The following is a 19,397-nucleotide window of genomic DNA, read 5'->3' as shown; positions in this document are numbered from 1 at the left end:
GTACGGGAGCGTCAGACCACCGCTAGCCGGTGACGCGCTGGAAGGTCCACCGCTGGTTGGTACTGCCCCGGTCGGAGTACTGGATCAGCGCGGCGCCGTCGGCCGTACCGCCCCCGCTGACATCGAGCACCTTGCCGCTGTTGCGGTTGACCAGGGCGAACTGGCCGCCGGTCTGCGGGCGCAGCTGCCACTGCTGGCTCGCCCGGCCGTCGGCGGTGGCCTGCACGACCCGTGCGCCGTCCGCCGTCGAGGAGCCCGCCACGTCGAGGACCTTGCCGCTGTTGACGCACGTGATGGTGTGGTAGCCGTCCGCCGTGGACTGGAAGGTCCACTGCTGGTTGGGCACGCCCTTGTCGGTCCACTGGACCAGGCCCGCGCCGTCCGCCTTCGAGGCGCCGCCCACGTCGGCGACCTTGCCGCTGCGCACGCTGACGATCTTGTACGCCTTGGCGGCCCCGAGGGCGTACTGCACCGAGTCGAAGTCGACATAGCCGGTGCCGTCCGGGTTGTAGGTGTAGAGGCCGACCCGGTCGCCGCGGTAACCGCCCCAGGTGAGCTGGTAGGTCGCGCCGAACGAGGCGAAGGTGGTCCCGTCGAGGCTGTAGGAGAACCGGCTGACCCCGTTCACGTCCCAGGTGGTGCGCAGCCACACGGCGTTCTGCGTGAGCACCGGACCGTCGGTGAGGGTGCCGTTGACGTTCTGCGAGATCGTGGTGGTGGTCCCGGAGCACCGGACGCCCAACCCCGCGTAGGTGGCCGCGTAGTGGCACAGCCCGGCGAACTGGCCGTCGGCGAGGCCGTCCAGTTCGATGCGGACGGTCACCGTCGCGCCGCCGGCCGCGCGCAGCACGCGTTGCGTGAGGGTGTTGCCCACCTTGGTCAGGTTGTCGGCCGCCAGCGGTGCGAACGCCTTCAGCCGCAGGTAGCCGGGGCGTTCGGTCAGCGACCAGTGGTCCGCGCGCGGCTGGTAGTACCACTCCCACTGCGGCTTGATGCGAGTGTCGGTGAACAGGTCGCTGGTGACCACGGGGGGCAGCGCGTCGAGGGGCAGGCCGGGCGTGCCGCCGGCGGGCACCTGGCCCGTCCACACCATGGTGCCGATGCCGTCCGCACCCACCTGGCCCAGGATCGGCCAGCCGTCCACCCAGGTCACCGGCAGCAGGGACAGCGGCCGCCCCTCCCAGTCGCCGTGGCCGTGATGGGTCACGAAGTACCAGGTGCCGTCCGGAGCCTGCACCAGTCCGCCCTGGTTGGGCTCGCGGTCCACCGCGGCGTTGACGTGCTCCAGTTGCTTGGTCTCGAACGGGCCGGTGAGGCTGGTACCGCGGTTCATCATGAGCACCCGGCCCTCGGGCTTCACCTCGCTGTACAGGTGGTAGTAGAGCCCGTTGATCTTGTAGAGCTTGTTGGCCTCGCTGCCCGGCGACTGGTGGATCACCGTGGACGGGCCGACCAGTGACTTGCCGTCGTCGGACAGCTTGAACAGGTGGATCTTGTAGCCGTCCGAGTAGTGCGTGGTGACCAGGTAGCCCTGGCCGTCGTCGTCCCAGAACGGGCACGGGTCGTCCCAGCCGGAGGTCCGCCACACCGCCGTCAGCGGGTCCCACGGCCCGGCCGGCGAGGGGGCCGAGGACATGAAGAAGCCCTCGTCGGGGGTGTTGAAGTACACCCAGTACCGCCCCGCGTGGTAGCGGATGGACCCGGCCCACACGCCGCGGCCGAAGCGTCCCATTCGGTCCCAGTTCAGCAGCGGTCCGATGGCGGTGACGTCGTCGACGACGCCGCCGAGCGTCCGCCAGTTGACCAGGTCCGTCGAGTGCAGGACCGCCACGCCGGGCGAGTACCCGAAGGTGCTGGTGATGCCGTAGTAGTCGGCGCCGACCCGGATGCAGTCCCAGTCACTGAAGTCGCCCGGGAGGACCGGGTTGGCGTAGGTGCCGTCGCCCTGGTCGCCCCACGTCCCCGCCGGGGGCGCGGCCGCTGCGGCCCGGCCCGGTGGCAGCAGTCCCGGCAGCAGGAGCGCCCCCGTGCCGACCGCCGCGAACCGGCCGAGCTGACGTCTGGTGATGTCCATGAGTCCGTCCTTGGTCAGGGGAAACCCGCCGGTCGTCAGAGGCGCCGGCAGGTTTCTTCGAGCGAACATGACGTGGTGCCCGAACGGTCGGGCAGCGGCCGGTCGGGACCGTCCGGGGGAACGACTTTCCGCGTCCGCTCGCCGCCTCCGGCGCCCACCGATCGATGACGACGACCTCACGTCGGGCAAGCCGGTGTCCCGGATCGCTACACCGCCGTGAAGGTCCACAGCAGGTTGGAGCTGCTGTTGTAGGTCCACTGCTTGGTGACGGAGCCCGACGAGACGCTGCCGCCGCCGTCGAGGACCAGTCCGGTGGTGCGGTTGGCGATCGAGTAGCTGTTGGCCCCACGGGGGGTGATCTTCCACTGCTGGTTGGTGCCGCCGTTCCACGGCGCCTGCTGGGCGGCGGAGCCGGCGGTGGTGGCGCCCCAGCCGTCGGCGACCATGCCGTTGGTGCGGTTGACCAGCTTGTAGTAGCCGCCGCCCACGTCGAGCGCCTGCCACTGGAGGTTGGTGCTGCCGTTCCAGGTCCACTGCTTGAGGTTGGACCCGGAGGCGACGTTGCCGCCGCTGTCCAGGGCCAGGCCGTCGGTGACGTTGGTGAGCCGGAAGTACGTCGCCGGGTTGAACTGGACCTTCAGCGAGGCGATCTGGTCGTTGTTGCCGGTGGCCCTGAGGTCGGGGTTGTCGGCGGTGAAGGTCCAGGCGGTGCCGGTGAAGTTGTCCGCCGAGTAGCCGATGACCTGGAAGCCGGGGGACGTACGGAGGGAGGAGATGGCGGCCGCGCCCACACCGGCCGCGGTCAGGTCGGCCGCGGTGTACTCGCCCACGGTCAGCGCGGCGGAGGTGCCGGTGTAGTTGACGTCCTTGTAGGCGACGGCGCCGGCCGGCGGCAGCAGGTCCGGGATGGCGCCCGAGAAGGAGAGCTTCAGGACGTACGCGTTGGCGCTGTACGGCGCGGAGGAGGGCAGCGTGACCGTGAGGCCGGAGGTGCTCTGCACCGGTGCGGCCAGGTCGATGGTGGCGCCGGCGGTGGATCCGAGCAGCTTCACCGAGGTCAGCGACGAGAGGGTGATCCGGTCCGAGCTGAGGGTCTTGATCGTGAGTGAACTGCCGGGCCAGCCCAGGACGGTGGCGTACAGGACGTTGTTGTCCTTGTTCCGGGTGAAGCGGATGTCCTGCGGCGTGCCCGCCGTCGGGTTGGTGAAGGAGCCACCACCCATCCTCGTCGGGCCCTCGCCGTAGACCGTCCAGGCGCGGGTCGAGTAGATCGACTCGCCGAAGCGCTTCAGGTGGTCGCCGATGCCGAGCAGGACGTCCTTCTGCCCCTGGGGGATGGTGCCGTCGGCCATCGGCGCGATGTTCAGCAGAACGTTGCCGTTCTTGCTGACCCGGTCGATGAACGAGTGCAGCATCTGCTGGATGCTGTAGTAGCCGATGCCCTGCGTGTAGCACCAGCTGCTGCTGGAGATGCTGTCGTCGGTCAGCCAGTAGGGGGTGGTGAGGTCCGCCGGGCCGCCGCGCTCGTAGTCGAAGACCTCGCCCTTGTTGTCGAAGCCGTCCTTGTAGGTGGCGATGACCTCGCGGCCCCAGGAGTTGGCCTGGTTGTAGTAGTACGACAGGAAGTTCAGACGCTGTGTCTCGTCGACCTTGTTCAGGTCGAAGTCCTGCCAGAGGATGTCCGGCTGGGCGCGGTCGACGACCTCCTTCAGCTTGTCGTACCAGAGCTGGTTCTCCGCGGCCGAACCCAGCTGCCCGTAGAGCTTCTTGAGGCTCGGGTCCGTCTGGGCGGGGGCGCTCTCGTAGAAGCCGTTGAAGTTGAAAGCGTGGTGCATGGCCACCAGCAGCTTGAGGTTCTTGGCGCGGATCGCCGTGGAGAACAGCTGCAGCAGGTTCAGCTTCGGGCCCTTGGCGACCGAGTTCCACTCGTTGACCTGGCTGTCCCACATGGAGAAGCCGTCGTGATGCTCGGCGACCGGTCCGGCGTACTTGGCGCCGGCGTCGCGGAACAGCTGCGCCCACTCGTCGGGGTCGAAGTTCCCGCCGGCCGACTTCAGCTTCGGCGCGAACTGCACGAAGTTGCCCGCGAGGTCCCGCGCTCCGTTGATGAAGTTGTGGTAGGGCCAGGCTGACGGCTGGCCGTAGGTGGCGATGTGGTGCTGGTTGGCCACGCTGCCGGCCTTGTACATGTTCCGCGGGTACCACTCGCTCTCGTACGCGGGAACGCTGAAGACCCCCCAGTGGAAGTAGATCCCGAACTTCGCGTCCTGGAACCACTCCGGAGCCGCCGGGTGCTGGTCGACCGAGGTCCAGTCGGGCGTGTAGGTGCTAGGTGCCGCCTGTGCGATGCCGGCCCCGAGGCCGCCGCCGGCGATGGCTGCCGCAGCTACACCTGCGGCGACGGACAGGAACTGACGTCGGTTCAGAGAATTCGCCATGAGGACATCCCTGCAGTGGGGTCGGGAGAGAGAAGGGCAAGGTAGACCGGGGACGTACGGCGTGCACCGCCTGGAGCACCGGCGGTTACGCAAGAAACTCGTCCATGTGACGCCCCGGTGTCAACGGGTGTGCTGGGATGAAAACGCGTTTCTGGACGATCAGTTGTCCGCATATGAGAGCTTTAGACCGGTTCTTTCGACCCGAGACATCACATGTCTGTGGCCTGTCCGTCCGATTGATGGGATCGATTCCGTGGTGCTGCGCACCGACGCCGACGACGGGCCGGAGGGCCGTGCGCTCGCCTTCACCACCGGACAACGTCGCCGTCTCCGGCACCGCCGAGGACCGGGTCATCGAGTACGTCGACCATCCGCACGAGCACTTCGTCGACCCGACGGCCCGGTCTGGACGGCCCGCGGCGACGTGCGCGCGGCCGCGACCACCTCGCACCACTGACGAACCGTCCGGCGGGCAACCGTCCCAGTATCATCAACCTCAGCCTCGGCATGGCGACTTCGGAACCGGTCGGACGTGCCTTTCGCGAACGGACCCGGACGGAGTGCGCGGTGTCTCTGACGGACAAGGCCATCGCGCAGATCCGGGAGCTGATCCGCAGCGGAGCGCTGCCACCGGGCTCGAAGCTCCCGCCGGAGCAGGAGTTGGCCGCTCAGCTCGGCCTCTCCCGCAACCTCGCCCGGGAGGCCGTGAAGGCGTTGGCGGTCGCCCGCGTCCTGGAGGTCCGACGGGGCGACGGCACCTACGTGACCAGCCTGCAGCCGAGCCTCCTCCTGGAGGGGCTCGGCGGCGCGGTGGAGCTGCTGCAGGGCGATTCAGCCGCGGTTCAGGACCTCATCGAGGTACGGCGGCTCCTGGAACCGGCCGCCACCGCGCTGGCCGCCACCCGGATCTCCGACGCGCAGCTGGCCGAGGTCGAGCGGCACCTGGAGGCCATGCGCGAGGCCCGCGACGACGTGGAGCTGCTCAACGCCCACGACGCCGCGTTCCACCGCGCCGTCATCGCGGCGACCGGCAACGAGACGCTGCTCACGCTACTGGAGGGCATCTCCGGGCGTACGCTGCGCGCCCGCACCTGGCGCGGCCTGGTCGACACCCATGCCTCGGGCCGGACCGTCGCCGAGCACGAGGCGATCTTCCGGGCGCTGTCGATCCGCGACGCATCGCTCAGCCGGGCCGCCGCCCTGATGCACGTCAGCAACACCGCGCTGTGGCTGAGCGAGCACCTGCGTTCGGGAGAGTCCCTCCCGTGGGCATGAAGCGCCGCGGGGTGTCGGCCCGGCCTCGACGCAGGTGGTCTCGGTAGGCGTCCGACGGGACAGCCGCCGGGCGCGCCACCGCTGGAGCAGTGGTGGCGCGCCCGCCCGGGGCGGGCGGGTGGGCCGGTGGCTCAGCCCCAGGGCTGGGCGACCAGCCAGCTGGTGTCGGCGGCCCAACTGGTGGTGCTGTCCCAGGCGTTGGAGCCGCCGTTACTGGCGATGTAGGCGGTGTAGTTGTAGTGGCGGAGGTACTTCGTCGGGAAGTTGACGGACTGGAAGGAGGTGCCGGTCCCACTGTTGCCCGCGGTGGGGCAGAAGGTGGCGTCCTGGGCGAAGGCGGCCGCGCCGCTGTCGGTGTTCAGATTGAGCTGGTAGTTGTAGTGGCGCAGGAACTGGCCGGGGCTGTTGGCGGACTCGAAGGACACGCAGGAGCTGTTGGCCAGGCCGGCCCGGACGATCCAGGTGGCGTCGGCCTTGTCGGTGGCCGAGCTGGCGGCGTTGGTGCTGGAGATGACGACCTTGGTGTCGGCGTCGTCGTGGCGGAGGTAGTGCGAGGTGCAGCAGGGCGCGGTGGTGGCCTGCAGGGAGATCCGGGAGCCGGGGGTCAGCGTGCCGGTGCCGGTCGAGCCGCTGTTGTAGCCGGCGGCGGTGATGTTGGCCTGGACCGCGTTCTCGGTGGCGTCCGACGGGTAACCCTGGGTCATGACCCCTTCGTAGAAGGTGCCTTGGGCCCACTTGCTGTTGTCACCGCCGATGCCGAGGATGATCGCGCCTTCCTTGCTCATCGGGTTGTAGCCCGAGGCACTGGGGCGCACGCCGTTGTAGAAGGTGGACAGGCCGCCGGACTGGGCGTCACCGCCGCGCAGGGCCCACTGGTTCGGGCCCCCCTTGAGCATGGCGGTCAGGAACCGGTTGTTGACGCTGGGGTCGTTGGCGTTGAATCCGCGGTTGACCCCGGAGAACAGGCCGTTCTCCAGGTCGGCCATCACCCAGGGGCCGTTGCCGCTGCCCGAGCCCCAGGCCTTGTTGTTGCCGAAGTAGAGGGCCTCCATGTGCCCGTTGCCGGTGTCCTTGCTGTTGGTCTCGGCGTTGCCGTAGTCGAAGCAGCAGCCGTTGTTGAAGTGCGTGCCGTCGAAGATGGCGTACATGCCCTCGGGCTGGTCGCCGACGGCGATGCCGTTGGTGGTGTTGTTCCGGTAGCCGGTCCCGGGGGCGACGTAGACGCCGTAAGCCTTGTGGCCGCCGACGGTGACGGGCGCCTCGAAGGCGTTGGCGAGGTTGTCCGGCCCGGCGGCCGCGCCGCCGGCGGGCGCCTGGGTGAGGTGGTTGCCCTTGCCGGACTGGTCGTAGAGAACGGTGATGACGCAGCTGGTGCCGGCACAGAAGGAGTCCTGTGCGGCGGCGTCGGCGTAGCCGCCGGCGCTCAGCAGGCCGATGTCCCTGGTCGCGCCGTCGGAGGCGCGCTTGACCTGGTACAGCGGGCCGTTGTACGTCCCGTACAGCGCCCGGGTGGTGCTGTGCGCCGCGACGCACGGCGTGCCGCCGCCGGCGTAGATGTCGCACGGGCCCTGGGTGGCCGCCTGCGAGGTCCCGGCCGTGGCGGTCAGCAGGCCGACGGCGAGCGCGGCGGCCGCGCCGGTGGCGAGGAGGGCCCGCCTGACCTTGCGGATCGAGGGTTTGAACACGAAGAACTCCTTCACGGGGTGGGGGTGAGGGGTGAGCGGGTCCGGCTCGGCTCTGTCCGTCGTCGATGCCGGGCCCGGCACGGGCTGCCGCTCGTCAGCTCCAGGCGACGGCGGCGAGCCAGCTGGTGTCCTGGGCCCATGACGACGGGTTGTCCCAGGCGTTGGTACCGCCGTTGCTCGCGAGGTAGCCGGCGAAGGCGTAGTGGCGGACGTACTTGGCCGGGAAGTTGGAGGACTGCAGGGAGTAGCCCGCGCCGCTGTTCCCGGGCTTCACGCAGAAGGTGGCGTCGGCGGCGAACTGGCTGGTGCCGGCGTTGGGCTGGAGGTGGAGCTGGAACGCGTAGTGCCTGAGGTAGCTGCCGGGTGTGTCGGCCGACTCGAAGGAGACGCAGCTGGCATCGGCCAGGCCGGACCGGACGATCCAGGTGGCGCTGCCCTTGTCGGCGGCGGAGCTGCCGGAGGTCACCGGCGCGATCACCACGTGGTCGTCGGCCGTGTCGTGCTTCAGGTAGTCGCCGGTGCAGCAGGAGGTGGTGGCCTGCAGGGACACCTTCGCGCCCGGGGTGAAGGGGGTGGTGGTGCTGTAGCCGGCCGCGGCGATGTTGGCCTGGACCGCGGCGTCGGTGGCGTCGGAGGGGTAGCCCTTGACGATCGCGCCTTCGTAGAAGGTGCCGGCGCTCGCGTTGCGGTTCGTCTGGCAGCAGTCGCCGCCGCTGCCGAGGATGACGGCGCCCTGCTTGTGCATCGGGCTCCACCCGGCGGGCAGCGCGCCGCTGTAGAGCTGGGTCAGGCTCCCGGACTGGGCGTTGGCACCCTGCAGCGCCATCTGGGTGGTGCCGTCGTTCTTGAGCATCGCGGTGACGAAGCGGCTGGCCTCGGAGACCTGGTTGGGGTTCCACGACTTGCTGCCACCGGAGAACAGGCCGTTCTCCAGGTCCGCCTGTACCCACGGCCCGGTCCCGCTGCAGCCGCCGAACCAGCACTCCGTGCCGAAGTTGATCGCGTCCATGGCGCCGTTGCCGTCGGCGTGGTGGTCGATCTCCGTGTTGCCGTAGTCGAAGCAGCAGCCCTTGTTGACGTGGGTGCCGCTGGTGACCATGTACTCGCCCTCGGGCGCGCTGCCCGTGGGTACGCCCCCGGTGGAGTTGTAGGCGAAGTAGCTGTTGCCGGGGTTGATGTAGAGGGCGTACGCCTTCCGGCCGCCCACGCTCAGCGCCTCGGTGTTCGCGGTGGCCGCCGTGTCGGCGCCGCCGGTCCCGCCGGGGCCCTGATAGACCAGGGTGTTGCCGCCGCCGGTCTGGTCGTAGACCCGGGTGATGGTGCAGGTGGTGCCCGCACAGAAGGAGTCCTGCGCCCCGGCGTCTGCGATGCCTCCGGCGGACAGCACTCCGACGTCCCGCATCGCGCTGTCCGAGGTCCGCTGCACCTGGTACAGCGGACCGTTGTAGGAGGCGAACAGCGCACGAGTGGTGCTGTGCGCCGCGACGCACGGCGTGCCGCCCGCCGCGTAGAGGTCGCACGGCCCCTGGGTGGCCGCCTGCGAGGCGGTCGCCGCGCCGACGAGCAGGCCGGCTACCAGGACGGCGGTCGTCCCCGCCGCCGACAGCGCCCGCCGGGCGCGGCGCAGCAAGGATCGCGTGGTCATGGATGGACTCCTTCGCGGGTGGGGTGGGAACACGTCGGCCCATGATTGTTAGCGCTAACAATTTTGGCCCGGGCAGCGCGCAGGGTAGGAACGGTCACCACGCCGCGCCGCAACGCCCATCAATATGACCATCTGTCGAAGCACCGTCAAGATGTCGCGCACGACGGAGCGTTGACGGCGGGGACGACCAGCTCGTCCGGTTCGGGCTCGCCCGCCGGCCGGCGCACCCCGTGCGGGCCGGTCGATTGCGGCCTGGGCACTCACCGACCGAACGGGCAGAAACGGGACGGTTGTTGAAGGCGCAGCAGGTGGAGGGGGCGATGCTGCAGCCGTGCTCGGCGAGCACGCGGCGGATGGGCTCGACGCCGCCGGACGAGAGCCGCGACGTACGTGTGGAACCGGTGGGCGACGTCCGGGACGCGGGCCGCCGGCCGAGCCGCACCTGGCGTTCCGTCAGTTCCCGGAGACGGACTCGCCCGTGAAGATTTTTGCGACCGGTCACGCTTTACGTGCCGGAAACCTTGACCTAACGCCGCAGTGGCCCCAGAGTGATGTCCGCCGCGCCGCCCACTCGCCGCAGGGCAAGAATTGTTAACGCTAACAGCCTTGGGTCGGAGGTTCCCCTGTGTCCCAGCAACGTTCGGTAGCCCGACGACGCCCTCTTCGAAGTGCCCTTGTCCAGGCCGTGGTGCTCGCGACGGCCGCAGTCGCCGCGCTCGTCGGGGTTCAGCACAGGCCGGCGACCGATCTCGCCCGCACCGAACCGACCGCGGTGACGTCGAACCAGGTGCCCGTACCCGCGGCGCCGATGGGCTGGGCGTCGTGGAACAGCTTCGCCGCCAAGATCGACTTCAACGTGATCAAGTCGCAGACGGACGCCCTCGTGGCAGCCGGCCTGCCGGCCGCCGGATACACGAACATCAACATCGACGAGGGTTGGTGGCAGGGCACCCGCGACAGTGCGGGCAACATCACTGTCGACACCGGTGAGTGGCCCGGCGGAATGCGCGCCGTCGCCGACTACATCCACAGCAAGGGCCTCAAGGCCGGCATCTACACCGACGCGGGCAGGGACGGCTGCGGGTTCTACTTCCCGACGGGCCGTCCGGCGGCGCCCGGGACCGGCAGCGAGGGCCACTACGCGCAGGACATGCTGCAGTTCTCCAACTGGGGCTTCGACTTCGTCAAGGTCGACTGGTGCGGCGGCGACGCCGAGAAGCTCGACGCCAAGAGCACCTACCAGGCCATCAGCGACGCTGCCGCACAGGCAGCGGCCACCACGGGCCGCCCCCTGACGCTGTCCATCTGCAACTGGGGCAGGCAGAACCCGTGGAACTGGGGCGCCGGCATGGCCGAGATCTGGCGGACCAGCGATGACATCGTCTTCTTCGGCAACTCGCCGTCCTGGTCCAGGATGCTGTCCAACTTCGACCAGACCCTGCACCCCTCGGCGCAGCACACCGGGTACTACAACGACCCGGACATGCTGATGGTCGGGATGACCGGCTTCACCGCCGCCCAGAACCGCGCTCACATGGGCCTGTGGGCGGTCTCCGGTGCACCGTTGCTGGCCGGCAACGACCTGGCGACGATGACCGCCGAGACGGCCGGAATCCTGAAGAACCCCGAGGTCATCGCCGTCGACCAGGATCCGCGCGGCCTGCAGGGTGTCGAGGTCGCCGAGGACGCCCGGGGCCTTCAGGTGTACGGCAAGGTGCTCTCCGGCAGCGGCAAGCGCGCCGTCGTCCTCCTCAACCGCACCTCCAGCACCCAGAACATCACCGTCCGCTGGTCGGACCTGGGCCTGACCGGCGCGTCCGCCACCGTCCACGACGTGTGGACGCAGACGGACCTGGGCGGCTTCGGTACCGGCTTCACCACCAGCGTCCCCGCCACGGACGCGGTGCTGCTCACCGTCAGCGGCACCGAGGCGGCAGGCACCACCTACGAGGCCGAGTCCACCGCCAACACCAAGGCCGGATCGGCGACCAACGCGGCCTGTGCCACCTGCTCCGGTGGCACCAAGGTCGGCAACGTCGGCAACGGCGCCGCCAACACCATGCGGTTCAACGGCGTCGCCGCCGGCAGCACCGGCGTCAAGGTCGTCGACATCGCCTACGTCAACGGCGACAGCCGGCCGCGCCGGGCCCAGCTGCAGGTCAACGGGCAGACCGCCACCACGGTCTCCTTCCCGCCGACCGGCTCCTGGAGCACCTCCGGCACCGTCTCCGTCGAGGTGCCGCTGGCAAAGGGCTCCGCCAACACGCTGACCTTCAACAGCCCATCACCCCGCGCCGCTCACCGCGCGGTTCGGTGCGTCAGGGCTTCGGCGTGCACGTCGTCGGGCGGGCGCTCAGAGGCGGACGTGGTGCTGGATGTCCTCTTCGAAGCTGGCCAGGGCCTGTGCGGTGAGGGTGGGCCGGGTGTCGGCGATCGCCGCGCGGAAGTCCTCCGTGCCCGCAGGGATTCCCGCACGGTGGGCGATCTCCTGCTCGAACGCCCGCTGGGCGCCCTTGCGCGCGGCGTACTCGATGTCCGCCGGCGTGAACATCTCGCTCGCGGCGACCAACCCGTCGATGTCGACCTTCTCCGCAGCGGCGCCGAGGTAGCGGCGCCAGATCTCCTCGCGCGCGACCGGGTCGGGCGGGCCCACCGGAATGACGTAGTCGAATCGGCCGGGGCGCAGGAAAGCCGGGTCCAAGGTGCGCAGGGAGTTGGTGGCGCAGATGAGCAGGCGGTTGTCGAATTCGCGGAAAGCGGGGATGAGCTTGAGGAGTTCGTTGGTGACGCCGTGCCCCGGGGCGACCGTGGTGCCCGTGCGGGCGGCGGCGACCTCCTCGACCTCGTCGATGAACAGCAGCACGCTGTCCAGCTCTGCCAGGTCCGCGAACGCGTCGCGGAGCGCGGCGGCCAGTGCCCCGTCGGCGGAGGCTGCCAGACGTGAGGGGAACAGTTCCACGAACGGCCAGCCGAGGCGCGAGGCGACTGCCTTGGCGAAGCTGGTCTTCCCGGTCCCGGGCGGACCGAACAGGATGACGGCCTTCGGCGGCCGAACGCCGTAGCGCTCCGCCGTCTCCGGTTCCGCGAGCGGCAGCACGATGCGCTTCTCGATGGACTCCTTGGCCTCCCGCATCCCGGACAGCTGCTCCCACAGGCCGCGCGGCAGCACCCGACCGCCGAGCTGCGCAAGCAGCCCCGCGTCTCCCGCCCCCAGGTGTTCGACCTTCTCGAAGTACGCCAGGTCGCCTGTCTGGCGATAGCCCGAGTTCTGCAGGGCGGTCGTGCCAGCCGCTCCCGAAGCGAGGACCGCGCCGATCCGTCGCACGCCCCTGGCTCGCAGGCGCTGCTCGATCCCCGCGATCAGCGCGCTGCCCAGGCCCCGATTACGCCACACACCCGAGAGGGCCAGGATCAGGATCCACCCACGCTCGCCCTCAGCCCGGGCGACCGCCGTCCCGACCAACTCCTCCCCGACCAGCGCCACCACGGCCGGCTGGTCGGCACGGGCCGTCGCCACGATCTCGGACACCGGGAAGACGGGAAGGGACAGGCCCGCCTGACGGCTCTGGTCCCACAGCTGTATCGCCTGATCCAGATCGTCCTCGTGGAAATCCCGCAGATGCCACACCGACACGGCTGCCTCCTCGTCCGCCTCCAGTCGGCGCACCCGTCGACCGGGTACCAGCGAAATCGCCACCCACGGTCTACACGATCGCTGAGACCATTGTCCGCGCACGGGCGGCACGGCGCCGCCGCACCGAAGCACCCATCCGCCACGTCCCTCGGTGGTCCGCGCCCACCCGCGCCGACTCGCAGCACGCGGGCGGCGTCCGAACCCCGTTTCCCTGGGAGCACTCGGAAGCGCGCGCGGCTCGTGAGGGGCTACTCGCGCGGCGGACCTGATCGACGGGCGCGGATCGCCGGCCATAGCGGATGGTGAGGCCGTCGACCTCCACGGTGAGGCGCCGCAAGCGACACCACGGGTAACGCTGAAGGACCGCCGTGACGCCGTGCCGGCTGCCTGCGCTCCGCGGTGGGCACGCCCGGGTAGCCGGGGCGCGCCGGGATTCACCGGCTCTGGCGCGGACGGCATCCCCGACTCCTCCGGTTGGACCCGCCTCCAGGTGCCGACCGGCTGACGGGCCGTCACCCGCCGCGCCGGACCGGCCGGTCACCGGCCAGTCACCGGCCGGTCCAGCGTGGCGGGCGGCGTTCGACGAAGGCCCTCGGGCCCTCGGCCGCGTCCTCGCCGGCCAGTCGGCGTTCCTCCCAGTGGTAGCGGGTGGCGAAGGACTGCTCGAGGGACAGGTCGAGCGAGCGGGTCACCGACTCCTTGATCGCGCGCACCGACAGCGGTGCCGAGCGCAACAGGTCGGCCACCCACTGCTCCACGCACTCGTCGAGCCGCTCCGCGGGCACCACCTCGTTCACCAGGCCCAGTTCGGCGGCGCGCGCGGCGCCGATCCGGCGGCCGGTGAGCAGGTAGCCGAGGGCGGTGCGCACCGGCAGCTGGCGGGCCAGCCGGAACGCGCCGCCCGCACCGGGCACCAGGCCCAACTGGGCCTCCGGCAGCGCGAACACCGCGTCCTCGGCGGCCACGATGAGGTCGCAGGCCAGCGCCAGCTCGAAGCCGCCGCCGAGGGCGTAGCCCTGGACCCGGGCGAGCAGGGGCTTGGAGAAGCCGAACCGCTCGGTCAGCCGGGGCCAGCCCGGCTGGCCGCGGCTGCCGAAGGTGGTGGGCGGGGCACCGTCCGCGGTGAGCCGGGCGCGCTCCTTGAGGTCCTGGCCCACGGAGAAGGCCCGGTCCCCGGCGCCGGTGACCACCACCAGCCACACCGCGTCGTCGGCCTCGGCCTCGTCCCACACCGCGGCCAGCTCCTGGTGCATCCCGGTGTCCATGGCGTTGAGCACCTCGGGCCGGTTCAGGGTCACCCAGGCCACGTGGCCCTCGCGCCGGTAGCGGACCTTATCCACGGTCCTCCTCCACGGTCAGCGCCACGGTGCTCCACGAGTACGGACCGCTGGCCGAGGCCAGCAGCAGGTCGCCGGGGGCGAGGGTGCCGTCGGCCCGACGCTGCGTCAGGGTGACCGGCACGTCGGCGGAGAAGCAGTGCGCCAGCTCGGCGACCGCGCCCGTGGTGATCTGCTCGTGCGGGAAGCCCATCGCGGTGCACAGGAACTTCTGCGACGCCAGGCGGTAGTTGGCGAACAGGACGTGGCGGACGTCCTCGCGCGGCCGGCCGGTCGCGGCCAGGATCTCCGCGGTGGTGTCGCGGGCCAGCCGGACCGTCGTCAGCAGCGCCTCGCCGGGCACGGCCGGTTCGGCGAGCCGGACCTCGGTCCGGCCGGCGATGTGCTCGACCGCGAAGCCCGGGCCGGCCGCGCGCGCCTGCTCGGTGGTGACCAGGCAGGCCGCCGCGCCGTCGCTGAAGATCGACATCCCGCTGCCCATGAGTCGGTCCCGCGGCGAACGGGCGCGGTCCGCCAGGACCAGCAGGACCCGCTCCCGGCTGCCGGACCGGACCAGGTCGCGGGCGAGTTGCAGCGCGGGCCCGAAGTTCCCGCAGTCCTGGCCGGACAGCGCGAGCGAGGCACAGGAGCGCAGCCCGAGCCGGTCCGCGAGCAGGGCCAGCGCCCCGGCCGAGTCGGGCTCGTTCTGGCTGACGTACAGCAGGGCGTCGGGGTCGGCGTCGTACCCGGCGAGGCTCTGGGCCGCCGCCTCGGCCGCCAGCTCCCAGATCTCGGCGGTGCTCGCGCGGTACGAGGCGATGTCCTCGGCCATCGGTGCCAGGGCGTCACCCAGCTCCGCCCGCAGCTCGGACAGCTGGTGCGGCTCGCCGTGCACGTGGCCGATGCCCGACAGGTGGACGCTACGCACGGGCACCGCCTCGCCGGGGCTCGGCGACAGCGGGCCCCGCGCCGGTCGGCAGGGCCCGGCGGACGTGCGGGAAGTCGTCGTCCGTCCCGCCGTTGAGCAGGATGTGGCCGGCCCCGGCGGCGGTGTACTCGCCGAGCCGCTCGGCCACTTCCTGGTAGCCGCCGACCAGGAACGGCGCGCTGGCCAGCCCGCTGCGGAAGGCGCCGAGCCAGTAGGGGTCTGCGGCGGCCGCCGCCTCGTCGTCGACCGCCCGTACGGCGAGCTCGCGCGACCAGGCGTTCTGCGAGCGGGTCTTCAGCAGCGTCTCCTGCCGGCCGGTCCAGGTCTCGGGGAAGCGCCGGTGGGCCTCCCGCCAGGCCTCGGCCGGGTCCTCGCGGGCCAGCACGCCGATCCGGATGCCGACCTCGCCGGTGTAGCCGCTGTCCCGGAGCGGGTCGAGGAAGTCCTGCCGCCACTGCGGGTAGGGCACCGGGTGGGTCACCACCACGTCGGCGACCTCGCGGGCCACCGCCAGGCTGGCAGGGGACGAGCCGGCCACGAAGAACCTGCACTGCTCCAGGACCTCGGGCCGCGGTTCCAGCCGCAGGCCCCGGTAGCGGTAGTACTCGCTGTCCTCGTCGACGCTCTCGCCGCGCAGCAGCGCCTTGAGGACCAGCGCGTACCGGAGCAGCCGCTGGTAGCGCTGATCGTGTGTCAGCTCGTCGCCGATCCGGTTCATCTCGTCGCCGCGCGCGCCGGTCACCAGGTTGAAGTGCAGCGGGCGGCCGTACAGCATCGCGTAGGCCGCCGCGCAGGCCGCGGCGGTGTGCGGCGGGGTGCAGGCCGGCTGCAGGGCGAGCAGCGGGACGAGCGAGCTGGTGACCGAGCCGAGGTGGGCGGCGACGATCCACGGGTCCACCTCGTGCAGGTTGTGCGGCACCAGGATGCCCGCCCAGCCGGCCTGTTCGGAGGCGGCGGCGGTGGCGGCGAGCCGGGTGCGGAAGTCCTCCCGGAACTCCTGCCGGGGGCTGGTCGACTCGGGGGTGACCGAGTAGACCTGCAGTTCGGGGGCGGCGGGGGGCGCGGTCACTGCGGGGCTCCGTCGGTCAGGCCGAGGACGCCGGCCGGGTCGTGGGCGGTGCCCTGCGGGCGCAGGTCCTCGGGGTCGACGTAGTCGCGGACCCGCCGGATCAGGGTGGTGCTGTTCTGGCCGGTGCGGTGCGGCTCGCGCAGGTTGGTGATCTCCAGCCGTCCGCCGTCCGGCCCGGCGAGCGACTCCAGGTAGTGCAGGACGGCCCGGCCCTGCGGATAGGTCATCAGGTAGTGCACGGCGAGCATGCCGCCGGCGGGGTTGATCAGCTGCCAGTAGCGGCGGACGAATCCCAGGGTGTCCCAGGTGTCGATCCAGGCGAAGTCGATCAGGCCGAACTGGTCCCGGACGTCGTCGGCCAGGTCGGCCATCTCGCCCTCCAGGACGGTGCAGACATCGGTCAGCCCGAGTTCGTCGAGCACCTTGAGGGCGCGCGGCGCCGAGGAGGTGGGGTCGGTCATCCGGTCGATGCAGATCAGCCGCGGCCGGTAGGGCTGGTCGTAGTAGGCGGGGTGGGCGAGCGGCTGGAGTTCGCTCGCCTGCGGGTCGCCGAGCCGGGAGCGTTCGAGCTCGACCGCGTCGGCGTTGTCCTTGAGCGCCTTGGCCAGGAACGGGGTGGTGTAGCCCATGCCGACTTCGAGCACGGTCTGCGGCCGGGTGGTGCGGATCAGCCAGTAGAGCAGCGGGGCGGTGCTGTCGGTGCACATCTCGGGCACCGACAGGGTGCTCACTGCGGCGTTGAATGCGTCGTCGATCAAAGCTGGTCCCGCCTTGTCTGGTCAAAGGGTCGCGTCGGGTGCGCCGGGGATCGGAGGGTCGCGTCGGGTGCGCCGGGGAGTCGACGGCCGGTCACCAGGTGACGGGTAGTCGGTGCACCCCGTAGAAGCCCATGTCGTGGTTGAGCGGGACCGCTTCCGGGGGTACGGCCAGCCGTAGGCCGGGGAAGCGGCGCAGCAGCGCCGGGAAGCCGATCCGCATCTCGGTGCGGGCCAGGTTCTGGCCGATGCACTGGTGGATGCCGTGGCCGAAGGCCATGTGCGCGGCGGTTCGGCGGTCCAGGCGCAGCCGGTCGGGGTCGGGGAACGCCTCGGGGTCGCGGTTGGCCGCGGACAGCGACACCGTCACCGACTCGCCGGCCCGCAGCAGCCGGCCGGCCAGCTCGACGTCCTCCAGCGGGGTGCGCGGCACCCCGAAGTGGAAGATGGTGAGGTAGCGCAGCAGTTCCTCGACGGCGTTGTCGGCCAGTGCGGGGTCGGCGCGCAGCGCGGCGAGCTGGTCGGGGTGGCTCAGCAGGGCGAAGGTGCCGAGGCTGAGCGACCCGGCGGTGGTCTCGTGGCCCGCGGTGAGCAGCAGCACGCCGGTGCCGGCGATCTCGTCGGTGCTCAGGGTGCCGTCCGCGGCGAGCCGGCTGAGCAGGTCGTCCGCCGGGCTGGTCCTGCGGTGCTCGGCGAGTTCGCGCAGGAAGCCGTCCAGCCAGTCCATCGCCTCGCTGGCCTCGTCGGCGGAACTCTCCAGCCGGAACAGCCGGTTGCTCTCGTGCTGGAACCGGTCGCGCATCGCGGCGGGGACGCCGAGCAGTTCGCAGATCACCAGGGACGGCACGGGCAGGGCGAACTCCGCCACCAGGTCGGCGCCGCGCCCCTGACGCTCCATCACGGTCAGTCGCTCGTCGACGATCTGCGTGATCCGGGGCGCCAGCCGTTTCATCCGGTGCGCGGTGAACTCGGGGGTGAGCAGCCGGCGGATCCGGGTGTGGTCGGGCGGGTCCATGTCGACCAGCCAGCCGGGCAGGGCGGCGCGGCCGTAGAACGGGTCGGTGCCGGGTCGGGCGACCGGGGCGCGCTTCAGCTCGGAGCGGGCGCTGAACCGCGGGTCGGCCAGCACCGTGCGCGCCAGGGCGTGGCCGGTGACCAGCCAGCCGAGGTGTCCGTCCGGGTAGCGCAGGCGGTGCAGCGGAGCCTGTTCGCCGAGCCGGCCGAGTTCGGGCGGCGGGTCGAAGAAGCCTTCGCGCCGGGTGGGCAGGGTGGTCTCGGCGCCGTTCACCGGGCCACCTCGGCGTGCAGGAAGCGGGCGAGGCGGCGCACGCCGGTCTCGATCTGCTCGGGGTCGAGGTAGCTGCAGGACAGCCGGAGCGCGTGCGCGCCGGCGTCGCCGAGCCGGAAGCCCGTCATCGGGGTCCACAGCACGCCGTACTCGGCGGCGGAGACCTCCAGCAGGGCCGCGTCGGCGGGCACCGGCAGGGTCATCCGGACGAAGAAGCCGCCCTCGGGCCGGTTCCAGGCCACTCCGGCGGGCGGGTCGGCGCCGAGGTGGCGCTCCAGCGCGTCGCACAGCAGGTCCAGGTTGCGCCGGTACAGCTCGGACTTGGCCTGGCCCAGCGCCCTCAGCGAGCCGCCGTGTTCGAGGAGCATGCCGCCGACCAGGGCCTGGCTCCACGGCGAGGTGTTGACGGTCACCATGCTCTTGACGGCGGCGAGTTCGTCGGCGAGCAGGCCGTTGCCGTCGGCGCGGGTCACCGGCTGGGGGGCGACGGCGAAGCCGACCCGGGCGCCGGGGAAGCAGATCTTGGCGAAGCTGCCGACGTGGACCACCCGGTGGCCGCGGTCCAGGCTGAGCAGGGTGGGCAGTTCCTGCGCGGGCGGGGCGGTGAACCCGTACACGCCGTCCTCCATCAGCAGCAGGTCCTCGCGGTCGGCGAGGTCGAGCAGCCGGTGGCGGGCGGCCAGGTCCATCCGGCTGCCGCTGGGATTGGCGAAGTCCGGGGCCACGTAGCAGAGCCGGATGCGGCGGCCCGCCCGGCGGGCCGCCGCGCAGGCGTCCTCCAGCCGGTCGAGGTCCAGCCCGTCGCCGTCGTCGGGGACGGGCACCAGCGGGATGTCGAGCAGCCGGGCGGCGCCGATGACGCCGGGGAAGCACGGGTCGGTGACGGCCAGCACGTCGTCCGGCGAGCGGAACAGCGCCCGCAGGGTGAGCAGCATCGCCTCCTGCGCGCCGACCGTGACGACCACGGCGCGGGCCGGGACCTCGATGCCGAGGTCGTGGTGGAGCGCCGTGGCGATCAGGCCGTTGATCAGGCCGCGGCTCGGCCCGTACTCGTGCAGCAGGAGCTGCGCCCGGTCGCGGCCCAGACCCTCGGTGTCGGCCAGGTGGTCGAGGTAGCGTTCCACGGCGCGCCGGCCGTCGGCCTGCCGGATGAACGACGGGTGCGGCGCGCCGGGGGCGAGGGAGATCGCCTCGGGGTGACGGCTCATCACCTCGTTGAGGAAGCCGATCGTCGCCAGCGCCGGGTCGGCGAGGGAGGGGTGCAGGTCCTCGCGGGTCAGTGGGAGCATC

The 19,397-nt window shown here is 71.3% G+C and carries 12 protein-coding genes and 1 pseudogene; 2 read left to right on the top strand and 11 right to left on the bottom strand.

The genetic code is table 11. The annotated features are described in order from the left end of the window. Positions 1–22: 22 nt before the first annotated feature. Together ACWD4U_RS20675 and ACWD4U_RS20670 are read right to left on the bottom strand one after the other, a co-directional pair. The gene (locus ACWD4U_RS20675; protein ID WP_363453670.1) at positions 23–2,074 is read right to left on the bottom strand and encodes a family 43 glycosylhydrolase; all 2,052 of its coding nucleotides are present in this window, start codon (positions 2,072–2,074) and stop codon (positions 23–25) included. Between the two features lie 206 nt (positions 2,075–2,280). After that, positions 2,281–4,512: an alpha-L-fucosidase gene (locus ACWD4U_RS20670; RefSeq protein WP_363453672.1), complete on the bottom strand. Its 2,232-nt coding sequence runs from the start codon at positions 4,510–4,512 to the stop codon at positions 2,281–2,283. Between the two features lie 567 nt (positions 4,513–5,079). On the opposite strand from ACWD4U_RS20670, the gene ACWD4U_RS20665 reads away from it, so the two are divergent. Then, positions 5,080–5,787 (top strand): FadR/GntR family transcriptional regulator, encoded by a 708-nt coding sequence (locus tag ACWD4U_RS20665; protein WP_363453674.1) that lies wholly within the window; start codon positions 5,080–5,082, stop codon positions 5,785–5,787. A 131-nt stretch (positions 5,788–5,918) separates the two neighbouring features. Here ACWD4U_RS20665 and ACWD4U_RS20660 read toward each other — a convergent pair whose 3' ends face one another. Both ACWD4U_RS20660 and ACWD4U_RS20655 read right to left on the bottom strand, forming a co-directional pair. Then, entirely contained in the window at positions 5,919–7,472 is a 1,554-nt protein-coding gene (locus ACWD4U_RS20660) for an alpha-L-arabinofuranosidase B (protein WP_363453676.1), read from the bottom strand. Positions 7,473–7,566: 94 nt separating this feature from the next. After that, positions 7,567–9,117, bottom strand: a complete 1,551-nt coding sequence (locus tag ACWD4U_RS20655; protein WP_363453678.1) for an alpha-L-arabinofuranosidase B — start codon at positions 9,115–9,117, stop codon at positions 7,567–7,569. A 685-nt stretch (positions 9,118–9,802) separates the two neighbouring features. On the opposite strand from ACWD4U_RS20655, the pseudogene ACWD4U_RS20650 reads away from it, so the two are divergent. Beyond that, positions 9,803–11,395, top strand: a pseudogene (locus ACWD4U_RS20650) (alpha-galactosidase D); the annotation flags it as partial. 75 nt (positions 11,396–11,470) lie between these two features. Here the strand turns inward: ACWD4U_RS20650 and ACWD4U_RS20645 are convergent. The 7 genes from ACWD4U_RS20645 to ACWD4U_RS20615 all read right to left on the bottom strand — a co-directional run bounded on the left by ACWD4U_RS20645 (position 11,471) and on the right by ACWD4U_RS20615 (position 19,396). After that, entirely contained in the window at positions 11,471–13,045 is a 1,575-nt protein-coding gene (locus ACWD4U_RS20645; protein ID WP_449787251.1) for an ATP-binding protein, read from the bottom strand. A 254-nt stretch (positions 13,046–13,299) separates the two neighbouring features. Then, positions 13,300–14,091 (bottom strand): enoyl-CoA-hydratase DpgD, encoded by a 792-nt coding sequence (gene dpgD, locus ACWD4U_RS20640; RefSeq protein WP_363453682.1) that lies wholly within the window; start codon positions 14,089–14,091, stop codon positions 13,300–13,302. Beyond that, positions 14,084–14,995, bottom strand: coding sequence for a 3-oxoacyl-[acyl-carrier-protein] synthase III C-terminal domain-containing protein (locus ACWD4U_RS20635; protein ID WP_363453684.1), 912 nt, complete (start codon positions 14,993–14,995; stop codon positions 14,084–14,086). Before ACWD4U_RS20635 ends, dpgD begins: the two co-directional genes overlap by 8 nt. Beyond that, entirely contained in the window at positions 14,988–16,064 is a 1,077-nt protein-coding gene (locus tag ACWD4U_RS20630) for an LLM class flavin-dependent oxidoreductase (protein WP_363453686.1), read from the bottom strand. The genes ACWD4U_RS20635 and ACWD4U_RS20630 overlap by 8 nt, the downstream gene beginning before the upstream one ends. Next, the gene (locus ACWD4U_RS20625; RefSeq protein WP_363453688.1) at positions 16,061–16,822 is read right to left on the bottom strand and encodes an O-methyltransferase; all 762 of its coding nucleotides are present in this window, start codon (positions 16,820–16,822) and stop codon (positions 16,061–16,063) included. The genes ACWD4U_RS20630 and ACWD4U_RS20625 overlap by 4 nt, the downstream gene beginning before the upstream one ends. 91 nt (positions 16,823–16,913) lie before the next feature. Beyond that, positions 16,914–18,107, bottom strand: coding sequence for a cytochrome P450 (locus tag ACWD4U_RS20620; protein WP_363453690.1), 1,194 nt, complete (start codon positions 18,105–18,107; stop codon positions 16,914–16,916). After that, on the bottom strand, positions 18,104–19,396 hold the full coding sequence (locus ACWD4U_RS20615; protein ID WP_363453692.1) for an aminotransferase-like domain-containing protein: 1,293 nt from the start codon (positions 19,394–19,396) through the stop codon (positions 18,104–18,106). The genes ACWD4U_RS20620 and ACWD4U_RS20615 overlap by 4 nt, the downstream gene beginning before the upstream one ends. Between the last annotated feature and the right edge of the window lies 1 nt (position 19,397).

The sequence above is a fragment of the Kitasatospora sp. NPDC002522 genome (assembly GCF_053595195.1).
This window is presented reverse-complemented; position numbering and strand designations above follow the sequence as displayed.

Coding starts and splice junctions, on each gene's coding strand:
- ACWD4U_RS20675 (WP_363453670.1), bottom strand. CDS start 2,074: ATGGACATCACCAGACGTCAGCTCGGCCGGTTCGCGGCGGTCGGCACG.
- ACWD4U_RS20670 (WP_363453672.1), bottom strand. CDS start 4,512: ATGGCGAATTCTCTGAACCGACGTCAGTTCCTGTCCGTCGCCGCAGGT.
- ACWD4U_RS20655 (WP_363453678.1), bottom strand. CDS start 9,117: ATGACCACGCGATCCTTGCTGCGCCGCGCCCGGCGGGCGCTGTCGGCG.
- ACWD4U_RS20645 (WP_449787251.1), bottom strand. CDS start 13,045: ATGGCCGGCGATCCGCGCCCGTCGATCAGGTCCGCCGCGCGAGTAGCC.
- ACWD4U_RS20615 (WP_363453692.1), bottom strand. CDS start 19,396: ATGCTCCCACTGACCCGCGAGGACCTGCACCCCTCCCTCGCCGACCCG.